The 11938-nt window shown below is 67.7% G+C and carries 13 protein-coding genes; all 13 read right to left on the reverse strand.

Features of this window, described 5'->3' with window-relative positions; translation table 11 throughout:
- Positions 1-2 precede the first annotated feature (2 nt).
- The gene (locus CAL13_RS13620; protein ID WP_086059462.1) at positions 3-1355 is read right to left on the reverse strand and encodes a type II and III secretion system protein family protein; all 1353 of its coding nucleotides are present in this window, start codon (positions 1353-1355) and stop codon (positions 3-5) included.
- Between the two features lie 71 nt (positions 1356-1426).
- On the reverse strand, positions 1427-2353 hold the full coding sequence (gene cpaB, locus CAL13_RS13625; protein ID WP_086072677.1) for a Flp pilus assembly protein CpaB: 927 nt from the start codon (positions 2351-2353) through the stop codon (positions 1427-1429).
- A gap of 9 nt (positions 2354-2362) precedes the next feature.
- A complete protein-coding gene (locus CAL13_RS13630) occupies positions 2363-3073 on the reverse strand; it encodes a hypothetical protein (protein WP_157664876.1) in 711 nt (236 codons plus the stop codon).
- Complete coding sequence (locus CAL13_RS13635; protein WP_157664877.1) at positions 3070-3693, reverse strand: hypothetical protein; 624 nt, start codon at positions 3691-3693, stop codon at positions 3070-3072. The genes CAL13_RS13630 and CAL13_RS13635 overlap by 4 nt, the downstream gene beginning before the upstream one ends.
- A complete protein-coding gene (locus CAL13_RS13640) occupies positions 3683-5164 on the reverse strand; it encodes a Tad domain-containing protein (RefSeq protein WP_086072680.1) in 1482 nt (493 codons plus the stop codon). Before CAL13_RS13640 ends, CAL13_RS13635 begins: the two co-directional genes overlap by 11 nt.
- Complete coding sequence (locus tag CAL13_RS13645; RefSeq protein WP_086057879.1) at positions 5161-5427, reverse strand: hypothetical protein; 267 nt, start codon at positions 5425-5427, stop codon at positions 5161-5163. The genes CAL13_RS13640 and CAL13_RS13645 overlap by 4 nt, the downstream gene beginning before the upstream one ends.
- A 164-nt stretch (positions 5428-5591) precedes the next feature.
- Positions 5592-5723 (reverse strand): entericidin A/B family lipoprotein, encoded by a 132-nt coding sequence (locus tag CAL13_RS13650; protein WP_086057880.1) that lies wholly within the window; start codon positions 5721-5723, stop codon positions 5592-5594.
- 35 nt (positions 5724-5758) lie between these two features.
- Entirely contained in the window at positions 5759-6454 is a 696-nt protein-coding gene (locus CAL13_RS13655; protein ID WP_086057881.1) for a fumarylacetoacetate hydrolase family protein, read from the reverse strand.
- Between the two features lie 286 nt (positions 6455-6740).
- Positions 6741-7277, reverse strand: coding sequence for an inorganic diphosphatase (gene ppa, locus CAL13_RS13660; protein WP_086057882.1), 537 nt, complete (start codon positions 7275-7277; stop codon positions 6741-6743).
- A 25-nt stretch (positions 7278-7302) separates the two neighbouring features.
- A complete protein-coding gene (locus CAL13_RS13665; protein WP_086072681.1) occupies positions 7303-8901 on the reverse strand; it encodes a heme biosynthesis HemY N-terminal domain-containing protein in 1599 nt (532 codons plus the stop codon).
- 3 nt (positions 8902-8904) lie between these two features.
- Positions 8905-10119 (reverse strand): uroporphyrinogen-III C-methyltransferase, encoded by a 1215-nt coding sequence (locus tag CAL13_RS13670; RefSeq protein ID WP_086072682.1) that lies wholly within the window; start codon positions 10117-10119, stop codon positions 8905-8907.
- A gap of 38 nt (positions 10120-10157) precedes the next feature.
- Positions 10158-10973, reverse strand: a complete 816-nt coding sequence (locus tag CAL13_RS13675; protein WP_086072683.1) for a uroporphyrinogen-III synthase — start codon at positions 10971-10973, stop codon at positions 10158-10160.
- Between the two features lie 29 nt (positions 10974-11002).
- Complete coding sequence (hemC, locus tag CAL13_RS13680; protein WP_086072684.1) at positions 11003-11935, reverse strand: hydroxymethylbilane synthase; 933 nt, start codon at positions 11933-11935, stop codon at positions 11003-11005.
- Between the last annotated feature and the right edge of the window lie 3 nt (positions 11936-11938).

An 11938-nucleotide genomic window follows, 5' to 3' on the forward strand; every position in this document is an offset into this window, starting at 1 on the left:
GTTCAGTCCTTGAAGTCGTATTGATTCGCGCCTTCGCGCGCGACCGGCATCGCCCACTGCGATCCCGCGCCGTAGGGATTCCAGGCGTCCATTGCCGACGGCGCCCGCGCCGGCTCGGACAACAGCATGTCAGGCGCATCGGGAAAGGCCTCGCGCAGCCGGTCGTTGGCGCTCGTGTGCGGCTGCCGCATAGCTGCATGGCGTTCGGTGACGACCACCGGCGTGACGAAGATGGCAAGCTCGGTTTCCTTGACCTGCTCGCGGCGCGATCCGAACAACGCGCCAAGCAGCGGAATGTTCTTCAGCCCCGGCAGCCCGCTCGACGACCGATCGCGCTCGCGCGAGAGAAACCCGGCGATGACCAGCGTCTGCCCCGAATGGACATTGAATTCCGTGGACGCGCGGCGCGTCTTCAGCGCAGGCCCCCCGTTGCCGGAAACCGAGGAATCGACGGCGCTGGCCTCCACTTCGATGCGCGACCGCACCGCGCCGCTGGCCGCGATGGTCGGTGTGATGCGTAGCGACACGCCGTAGGGCTTGAAGAGCGTGGACGCATTGCCATCCTTGTCCACCGTGGCATAGGGCACCTCGCCCCCGGCAAGGAACTCGGCGGTAGACCCGCTGCGGGCGAGCAGTTGCGGCTGGGCTAGCACCACGGCGTCGCCCGATTGCGCGAGCAGGTCCAGTCGCGAGGAAAGCGACATATTCATGCCCGCATAGCCCACGCCGGGCGCCGCTCGGAGCGCAGTGGAAACGGCGGAGGTGCCGGGCCGCTCCGCCAGCCTGCCGGAAGCAGCGGCGTCCAGCGCCCATCCCGCCGTCAAACCGCCCTGGGTGGCACCGTCCCAACGGACGCCCAATTCGGTCAGATGGAAACGCGGCAACTCGACGACGCGCACGTCCAGCAAGACCATGCGGTCCCAGCCCACCTTGCCGGTAAAGTCCAGGACCTGCGGATAGCGCTGCGCCAATGCGGCGATGCGAGCATGGTCTGCGTCGGACAGGTCTCCACCTTCGATCACGATGTGATCCCCCACCGCTTCGGCGCGTGCGCCGGGAATGCGCGCCAGCATCGCATCGACCTCGGCCCGCATGCGGCGCGACCGGGCGGGGGCCACACGCACCGTATAGCCGCTGCGTTTCCTTCCGGCCCATACGTGGAGCGAGGACTCGCCTTCGCTGCGGGCAAAGACGATGACCTCTGCGCCGTCGGCGGGCACGGCCTGCACCACTTCGCCATTGCCCACTGCCACGCGGCTGACGCCCGGATGGGCGAGGACGCGAGTTTCCCCCACCTGCATGTCGAGAAACACGCTCCCTTTTCCCGATGCGTGGCACAGATGGCAATGCAGCATGAGAATGCATGCAAGCACGGGCTTGGGCACGCGCCGGGGCATGCACTGAGGAAGTGTCGAGCAGCCGCGGATCATGGCCGGCGCCGGGCGCCCCGGCTTGCTGTGCTGGTGTCTCGACCGCGAAGCCGCCCGGCGCTCACGACTTCCCCGGGCACTTCGGCAAGGAACAAACCGGCGTCGGGCGGGACGGCGTCCTCCGTGGCCGCGACGCCGGCGCCCGCGTCGGAGCGATCGCCGTAGAGCACCGGAACCGCAGGAGGCGGCGTGTCGGCGGCGCGTGCAATGCCGAGCAGATCCGCCAGATCGCCGCGCGCCGCCGCCGCACTGGTGCCCTGATCTCGATGATGACGCAGGATCGCGGTGATGCGTCCGGCCTGCCGCGCTGCCACGAGCTTCACTGCGTCTTCCGGACCCGCATCGAGCGTGATGGTGGAAAAACCGGTAGACGGGTTTTCGTCGTCCTCCCGGTCCTTTCCGGTCGCCAATACCAGCACGCCTTGCAGCAGGGGAGCGGTGATCTGCCGACGGCCATGTTCGAAGGAGACGTAAAGGTCCAGGTGGTCTCCCGCCTGCAACATGCCGGAAAGCGAATTGATTTCGTCCACCGGAATGGTGATCGCGCGACGGCCTTCCGGCACTCGCGCGGAAAGCGGGGGCGCTTTTTCCTGCGCGAGGTGAGCGGCCAGCACGAGGTCGCCCCGCTTCAGCGGATGCGCCAGCACGCTATAGGCGTGCGCGGCGAAATCCTCCGCGGCCAGGGCATCGCTGTGCGCCCATTCGGCTGGCACCTCTCTAACGGCGACCGACGCTTCGTCCAGCCGCGCACCGGCGGCCAGGTCATAAGCAGCGACCAGTCTCGGTACAGTCGGGACACGGGCTTCCGCTTCGATCTGCGCGATCCTGCCCTGTATGTGCTGTCGAGCCGCCCATGCCGCCAGAAGACCGGCGATCACGGTGACCAAAGCCATGATCCAGCGCTGCGGGACGTTATCAAGCATCGATGCCCCTTATTCGGCCAGCCGCAACACCACGGTCACACCGCTGCCGCCATCCAACGGCACGATATGGGCCGACAGGCGCGCCCGGCCGCGAACCCACTGCTGCACCACGGGCGCATGTGCGTGAACGCCGCGTTTCCACCCCTCGGCGTTCAGCTCTCGCTGCAGGGATTTGTGAAGATCCGGGGGCGCGGATGCGTGCGACCACACTTGTTCCAGCACAATTTCACCCGTATCCCGCGACTGCAGCTCGAACAGCAGCTTGCCGCCACGCAATCGCCACGCGGGTGTTGCGGCGCGATCGCGGGGACCATCGGCCATGGCGTTCGTCCGCAGCGACAGGGCCGACACCGTGCCGCGCGTGCGCCCATTGCCGGCCTCGAACAGCCGCGCCGCCCATTGCACGTCGGCATCCATTCCCGCCAGCACCACGCCGTAAGGGGTCACCCATAGATCGCGCAGCGCGGACTGGCGCCGGCTGAGCCAGTCCGCAAGCTCCGGTACGGAACCGGGCGCATCGAACGCCCATGCCGACACCTGCTGTCCCTGGATGCGCAATGCCTTGCCCAAGGGCTCGTAACGCCCGCCCTCGGGCAACACGGGGGGATCCATCCTGTCATGCAGCGACGCGGCCCCGTTCGATGGCGCGGCGGCGGCCGGCTGTAGCGCGACGCCAGCCATGACAATGACGAGCACGAGCTCGATGGGTCTCGGTCTCATGGCCGCCGTCCCCGGCCCATGCGCCCGTCATGGCGCACACGGTCGGCCGGCGCCAGATCCGTCCACCGCTTCAGCCAATCCGGATCGAGGGGCTCACGCCGCCATCCCGAATCCATATTCCTCAATTGGGAGCGGGCGCGGCGCGCCGCTTGCACACTGAGCCGCGCCGCATCGCCCCATGCCGCACGTGATGCCCCGATGCGCGATTGCGCGTGCACATCATCGCGGGCATGCCCCGCCCCAGTCAGGATGGACGTATGTCGAATCAGGACGTAGCCGCGATCGTGGTTCCGATGCAGGGCGACGGGAACGCGCGCATGCGCGGTCAGCGTGCCGCCGTCCGCTACGCCGAGCTGGCGCCGCAGCGATGCGCCGGCACGCCCGCCCGGCTCCTCGAACGAGGCCGTGGCGCCCATCCGCTCCACCCGGAACATCGAGCCGGCCGGGGCAAGGTCGCCCAAGGCATGCCGAAATGCGATCACGCGGGTCGCATGCCCCGCATGCAGGCCGTGCCATTGCAGGCGGCCGATGCTGGCGACTGCTGTCGCAATAAGCGCGACCAGTCCCAGCACGACGGTGGCTTCCGCCACCGCATGTCCCCTCTGCCGTTCAATCGCCATGATTGCCATCGCCGCCACGCGCGGCGGGCGCAAGCGCCCGATCCGCAAGCCGCCATCCGGTGATACGGGTCTGGCGGATGCGCTTGTCCTCCCGCATGGGCGCCAATCGGGCCTGCCAGTACGGCCTGAAGAGCGTTGCAAGCTCGTCTGCGCCGTCTCCCCGCGGTTCGGGGCGGGCGAAGTAGACTTCGGCGGCGCTGATCACTTCGATGGCATCGCCGTCGTCCAGGTCCGCCGGCGAGAGCCGCCCAGGGGCGGCCGGGATTCCGCTCCGGGCGCCGATGGTCTTGAGCAAAGGCGCGGGATGGCGCAGGCGTAGCGCGAACCGGGCTGGGACGGCGGCCCGGCGCAACGGCACCTCGGCATACGCTGGCAGCCCACCGCTGCTCCATCGAGCCGCGCCTTTCATCGCATAGGCGTAGGCGAGCGGATTGGCAATGCCATGGACGATGTCCCACGAGGTATTGGCCCGGACCCACTTCCAGAACGCTTCCCGCGAAAAGTCCTGCGGCGCGTCAACGCCCGATTCCGCCTTGCCTTGTCCCGTGCTGCGGGCGTCGGCCTTGCCCCAGCCCATTGCGTATTCGCGGTAGTAGCACCCGATATATTTGTTGGATCGCAGTTTGTGGAATGACTGCGTGTCGGTGGAATGCCAGGTCCCGCTGCCGTCCAGGCGGGTGGCGCCGCGACGGCGCAGCTCATGCCGCCATGTCGGGCATCGGAAACTGACCGGCCAGGCGTTGCGGGCGATTCCATTGCGCGGACCCAGGAAACCGTAGCGGTCGGTGGCGCTCAGAGTCATGGCCCGCAGCGCCCCCTGCCCCCTGGCGGGATGCCGTCTCACGAATCCATCCCATTCGTCCGCCAACACCGCCATGGACAGACGGTCGCGCGGCGGCAGGCCGCTTTCCGAGATTTCCGGGATGGGCAGCTCCGGGTAATTCGCCTGGACGACCGCGCGCATCGCTTCTCGGCGTCCGTCCCGCACCTGAGCGAGCGTCGCGCGAGCGGAGGCCGACAACACGCGATGGACCAAAGCGTCGTGCCGGGCATGGGCCCGCTCGAACTGCATCAACAAACCCTGTCCGTCCGCCGCGGCGACCGCGCTGGCGTAGGCGCGTCCATGCGCGGCGCCGAACAGCATGCCGATGAGCGGCCCGGGCGGATTGCCTTGCAGCAGCCGTTGGCGCTCGGCCTGGCCGAACTGCGCCCAGCTGGCGAGCGTGACCAGATGCGCCATGGCGACCTGATGTGCGACCTGCGCACGCTGGACATACGCCAGGAAGTTCATCGCCCTGGCCTGCACCAGCGCACCGCTGTAGGCGGCCGCATCCGCTGTATGCGTCAGCCTGGCGCGGCCGGCGATCACCTGCCCCAGGTTGTAGAACGCCAGAAGCGCCAACGCGCCCACACCCGCCAAACCGAGGGCAAGCGGCAACGCCTGACCGCTCGCATGCCGGTAAGACGTCATTGCGCGGCCCCGGCGTTTCCGGTGAAGGACTTCAGCGATTTGGCCTTGCTCTGCGCCGCTGCCTTGCTTGCCGCGGCCTGCGCGGCGCGCGACTGGTCCGCGCCGCTTTCACCGGCCAGTTCCTTCGCCATCGCGGCGGTCTGTGAACGGACAACCTGGCCGAACAACTGATAGACCGCAATGGCGGCGACGGCGACCAGGGCCACGACGATGATGTACTCGGTCATCCCCTGGCCGCGCTGACGATGGCGGTATTGCTGCATGGAAGCCTCCGTGTAACGTTAGGCCTCCAGTCTGCGCGGCACGGGGCGAGCCGACAATTCGTACATGCCGAGCTGGATCAATCCATCACATCGCGCGGCCAAAAATAAAACGCCGCCCTGTTCACAAAGGCGGCGTTTCCGGCACACGGCAAAAAAGACAGCGGCTATCTTTCCGCTGCGTTGCTGATCGCATTGCCTGCTCGCTGGAGGTCCTTGCCGGCGCCGGCGATGGTATTGCATCCCGCCAGCACCATCGCAAAGACCACCAGCGACGTCAGCATCATCTTCGAGCGCATGTATTGCTCTCCCTTGGACCGAAGGCGTGGCTTGCCTACACGACCTGGACGCGCAGTTCGCCCAGGCCCGCGACACCGCCGACCATCAGGTCGTTCTTCACCACCGGACCGACGCCTTCGGGCGTGCCGGTGAAAATGAGATCGCCGGGCTGCAGCTCGAACAGCCCGGACAGATAGGAGATGCTTTCCGGAATGTTCCAGATCAGTTCGCTGATGTTGCTGCCCTGCTTGCGCACGCCATTCACATCCAGCCAGATGTCGGCCTTTTCGAGGATGCCCGTCGCGCTCACCGGATGAATGGGTCCCAGGGGCGCGGACTTATCGAACGCCTTGCCGACTTCCCACGGACGGCCCAGCTTCTTCGCTTCTCCCTGAAGGTCGCGGCGCGTCATATCGAGACCGAGCGCATAGCCCCAGATGTGCTCGTTCGCCTTCTCCACGGGAATGTCCTTGCCGCCCTTGCCAATGGCGACCACCAGCTCCATTTCGTAATGCAGATTGGACGTTTTGGAGGGATACGGCATCCGGCCCGTCTCGCCCTCGCGCACGGGAATGATGGCGTCGGCAGGCTTGCAGAAGAAGAACGGATCCTCGCGGCCGGTGAAGCCCATTTCCTTGGCATGCTCGGCGTAATTGCGTCCCACGCAATACACGCGGCGAACCGGGAACAAGGCGGCGCTGCCCGCTACCGGCACGGCGGCGACGGGCTGAGGGGGCAAAACATAGTCCATGCTGTTGACCTCGTTGGCTAGGCGACCGGATAACCGGTGCGGATAATCATGCGCGAGTGTAATCGTTTCGCCGCACGCGGACAGCCCGGACTTACTCGCTCAAGCGGGCGCGCAGACGCTTTCAGCATAACGACAGCATGGACCCGCGAAGGACATTCGGCATGTGTCAGGACGATGCCAAAGCAAAAGGGCTGCCGCCCTCTGCGCCGCACTGAGCAGGACGATCCCTGCTTGGTGGCGTGCGCGCTGGCGGCAGCCCTTTGCGGCATGTCCGGAAGCGTCGAGCTTACTTATCGCCCTGCGCATAGCGCTCGGCGCTGCGCACGATTTCCTCGTGCGCGGCATCGATGCCCTTCCAGCCCTTGACCTTCACCCACTTGCCCTTTTCCAGGTCCTTGTAGTGCTCGAAGAAGTGCTGGATGCGGCCCAGGTCTTCTTCCGGCAGGTCCTGATAGGACTTGATGTGGCGGTACGGCGGATAGAGCTTGTCCACCGGCACCGCGAGCAACTTCGCGTCGCCGCCCGATTCGTCTTCCATCTCCAGCACGCCCAGCGCGCGGCAGCGGATGACCGCGCCCACCTGGATCGGAAAAGGCGTCACCACCAGCACATCCGCGGGATCGCCGTCCTCGGACAGCGTTTGCGGAATGTAGCCGTAATTGCACGGATAGTGCATGGCGGTGAGCATGAAGCGGTCCACGAAAACCGCACCGGAATCCTTATCGACCTCGTACTTCACGGGGTCCGCATTCATGGGAATTTCGATGATGACGTGGAACTCGTCCGGCAGCTTCGAGCCGGGGGAAACGCGATCGAGACTCATGGTTCAAACCTTCGTGGGAAAAGAATCAGGACTTGCCCTGATCGGGCGTATCGGGTTTGCCCGGCGCGGCGCCGGACGGGTTTTCCTGCCGGGCAGGCCCGGCCGATGAGGCAGGCGCGCGCGCGTCGTCCTCCATGCCGGCGACAGGAATCGGCGCGCTGTCGAAGTAATCCTCGATATCGACGGGCGCCTCTGCGGGCGCGGGCGCCGATGGCGTCTGGCCGAGCAGCGACTGTTCTGTCTGCCCGCGCGCATCGGGGTCGAGCACGTAATCCGCCGCCGGCGCATCCGTCGGCACAGCTTCATGCACGTGAACGGTTTCCGGCGCCGGCGCTTCGGTCGCATCTGACAGGAACCCGCTTTCGGGGTCTACCCGGGAAGGATCGGCGTGGGTATCGGCGGCTGGCAAGGCGTCGTCCGAGGCCAGAACGGGCAGTGCAACGCCGGTGGCGGTGGCAAGACGCCAGTGCCGCACGGCATCGCCCGGCCGATCCAGACGGTCGTACAGGCTGCCCAGCAACGCATGCGTGCGGGCATCCGCGCGACGTTCCACGGCACGCCGCAGATACCGTTCCGCCTGCCCCCAAAGCTGCCCCGTCAGGCACAGCATTCCCAGCGCGCAGAGCACATCCGGATCGGTGGGACGCTGTTGCAGCCACTTCTCCGCGCGCTCCAGTCGGCGCGGAACCTGCGCGGCATCTCCACGCGAATAGGCGGCGAGCAGACGCGTATCGAAGCGCTGTGCGATGGCGGCTTCCAGAACGCGCGCAGCTTCATCGGCCTCGCCGGCCGCCTCGAACGCCGCCGCGCCGGCCAGCGCAATCTCTGGCAGGAGACGCTCCTCGGCCTTCAGGTCTTTCCAGATCGCCCGCCAGCCGTCGGTTTCCATTCCGCCGCGCAAGCGGGCGGCGCCCGCCGCGTCGATCAGCCGCAGCGCCTCTTCGCGTTCCAGCGCACCGCGCCGCAGCAGCCCGCGCGCCAACGTGAAGACCCGTTCATGATGACCGAGAGCGCGTTCCGCGCGCAGCAGCAGGCGCATGGTGTGCAGATGGCGCACGCCGCCCTCCTGCAAGGGCGCAAGGACCTCCAGCGCGCGTTGCGGCTGCCCCTGTTCCAGCAACAGATCCGCCATGACCGTCGCGACGGCTTCATTCAGCCCCGGGTCCTTGCCGGCGGCCTCCCGCGCGCGGTCCAGCATCACGTCACGCCGCACGAACTCGCCCAGCCCTTGCGCGGCACGCGCGGCCGACAAGGCCGCGAGCACACGGCGATTGCGCGCCTTGGTCTGGTCCAGCAGCTTGGCCAGGTCCTTTTCCGCATGGGCGAAGCGGCCTTCCAAAAGGCCGATCCAGCCGCGCTCAAGCAGCTCGTGATCGCGGGCCTGCGCGCGGCGGCCGCGCCAAGCGCGCATGCGGTCCGGAATGGCGACCAGCCAGGCCAGCAGGCGCAATACGACATAGATGGAGACGAATAGCGCGATCAGCAGCGACACCGCCAGCGTCAGCGACATCTCGACGCGATACGGCCACACCAACAGCAGCACATTGCCGGGATGGGCACGGAGCACCACGGCGATAATGACCGCGATGACCGCCAGCAACAACGTCCAGAACCAGGCGCGCATGGCTCAATCCCGCCCTTGGGCCGGATTGGCCCCTTCGGAACGCAGCGCCGCCACGGCGCTCAGACTGTCCGATACGCTCGGCATGGCGACGGCGATCTGGGTTTCGGCGAGCTCGCGCGCCAGCCCCAGCGCAGCCAGGGTATCGGGCGAACGCCGGTCGTAATACGTATCCAGCGTGCGCACGACGGTGTCCAGCTCGTTTTTCCAGATGGCCGGCTGGCGCATCAGCAAGGCCGACTGCACCGTCAGCAAACGCTGGCGCAGGGCGGCACGCAGCTGTTCGGCCTGATCCGGGGACAGCAGCAGCGCCGCGGGGTCGTCCACGCGCTGCACGCGCACCAGATCGCCCAACTCACGCGTCAAGGCGCTGCCCGCCTTGGCGGGCCAGGAGGCGATCTCCGCACGCCAACGCTGCCACCAGGCCGCATCGGCGGGCAGTTGCGGTGCAGCCGGCTCCGGCGTCACCGCCGCTCGCGGCGCGTCGCCCCCGGTGTCGCGGTGCGCCATGGAAACCGCATCCGGCGTCAGCAGCGGGGCCCGTCCTACCAGACCGACCAGCCGCTCGATGCGGCTGGCCTGCACCGGCACGTCAACCGTCTTCACCGCGCGCAACCGATCCAGATCGCCGTTGATGGTCTGCTGCAGGCTGGCATAGCGCGGCCGCGCGGCGCGCGCCAGGCGCGATTGAGCGGTCTCCATGGCCACGATGGCATTGCTTACGCTGCCGCCCAGCCGCAACTGCTGGTCGGCGATGGTCAGCAGACGCTCGACATCATTCAGGAGGACATCGTCGCTGACGTTGTCGTTGAAGTCCTGCCACGCCTGTTGCAGCGCGGTGTACTGGCTCTGCGTCTCGCGCAGGGTCGACTCCAGGGCCGCAATCTTGTCGCTCTGTGCCTGGGCCAACCCAAGCGCCTGTCGGGTTTCCGCACGGGTCTGCGCCAACGCGCCGCTCAAGGCATCCAGGCGGCTGGCGATTTCGCGGCCCGCGGCGAGAAACTGCTGCCGTTGCAGCCACAAGGCGGCCACCAGCGCAAGCGCCAGCAGAATGACGACCACCAGCGTGGCCATCATCGGCGACGCCCCGGAACGCGCACGTACCGGCCGTGACGGGGATGCATGAGACGAGGCGCCGGAGGTCTGCGCCGCGGCGGAAGCCGGAGAACTGGAAGCGGCCGGCGACGGGGCCGGATCGTTGGCAGGAGTCTTGTCTGTCATGAGGGCGATTGTATTCGGTAGCGATGCGAATCGATGACTCAACCGGAAACAAAAGCATGGAGCAGCGCGTCGTCCGCCGGCGCGCAGACCGTCACATGAGCCGGCGTGCGGCCGATCGCCTGCGCCAGCCGCGGCGCCAGGCGTGGATGCGTGACAACAAAACGACAGTTGGCCCACCATTGCGCCGACGTCGCCGGCAGGACATTTGCCGCGACGGCGTCGATGCTTTCGCCGCTGGTGAGCAGCCAGGTGGGGCGCACGTCCGCGCGCGCCCATTGCCCCAGCCGCAGCCGCACGTCGGCGTCCCATGCGGCGGCCACGCGCCGGTAGACCTCGTGGTGCTGCACCTGGACACCTCGTTCAAGCAATCGCTGGGCGAGCCAGTCCCGTCCGCCCAGCCCACGCACCAGCAGGACGCGCCTGGGAAGCGGCCCGCGCGCAAGCAGGCATTCCCACAACGCCTCGGAATCCTGGCGCGGCGCTTCCCGAGGGGGATGGATCACGTCGCAGTCTTTGCCCAGCCAGCCCGATGCCCGCAGGCGGTCCGCGGTGGCCGGCCCGACCGCCGCGGCCGCGCAGGAAGAAGGCCAATGGTCCACGCCACAGCGCTCCAGCTGCTCCAGATAATGCAGGGCAGCGTTGCCGCTGACGAAAACGGCCAGATCGAATTCCGCAGGCAGGGGAACAGTCCCGGCCTGGGCGGCCGGTTCGATGCGAAGAGCGGGCCAGACGCAGACATCCCAGCCGGCCGCGCGCAAGGCGGCGCTTAGATCATCGTTGCGCCCGGCCGGCCGCGTCAGCACCGCTACGCCGGCGGCGCGCGCCGGCGCCAGGAGCGACGCATCGGGCTTCATACCGGGAATCAAGCGCGCTCCGCGGGTGGTCAGGACGACGCCAGGTCGGCCATGATTTCGGCCGCACCGCCGTCCAGCAATTCGCGCGCTGCGGTCGCGCCGATCTCGGCCGCCTGTGCAACCGGACCGCTGACATCGCTGCGGGCGAAGCGTTGGCCGTCGACAGAGGCGATCAGCGCGCGCAGACGCAAAGTTTCGCCTTCGACAGTGGCATAAGCGCCTATCGGGATCTGGCAGGACCCGCCCACGATCCGGGATACGGCGCGCTCGGCCACCGCGCAAGCCGTGGTCTCGGCGGACGCAAGAGGCGCCAGCCAAGCGCGCAGATCTGCGCGCGCCGCCAGAATCTCGATACCCAGCGCGCCCTGCCCGGCCGCCGGCAAACTGTCGGCGACGTCCAGCCGGGCACGGATGCGAGACGTCAGACCGAGCCGCTCCAAACCCGCCGCAGCCAGAACGATGGCGTCGTAATCACCGCGATCCAGCTTGGCCAGGCGCGTGTCCAGGTTGCCACGCAACGGCCGCACCTGGAGCCCCGGATAGCGCGCCCTGATCTGCGACTCTCGCCGCAGGCTGGACGTCCCGACCACCGCGCCGGCCGGAAGATCGGCGAGCCCGGCATAGCTGTTCGACACGAAGGCATCACGGGGATCGGCACGCGCCAGAATGGAGCATAGGTCGAAGGACGGGTCCAGTTCGATGGGCACGTCCTTCAGGGAATGCACGGCCAGATCGGCCCGTCCGTCAAGCAGGGCGGTTTCCAGTTCCTTGACGAACAGGCCCTTTCCGCCCACCTTGGACAGCGCCCGATCCAGGATCTGATCGCCCTTGGTGGTAAGGGTCAGGAGTTCGACCGAGCAGTCGGGATACAGGGCGAGCAGGCGGCCTCGCACATGCTCGGCCTGCCATAGCGCCAACCGGCTCGCGCGGGTGGCGATCGTCAAACGACGCGGATGCGACACGGC

The sequence above is a fragment of the Bordetella genomosp. 9 genome (assembly GCF_002119725.1).
Classification (GTDB): Bacteria; Pseudomonadota; Gammaproteobacteria; order Burkholderiales; family Burkholderiaceae_B; genus Bordetella_C.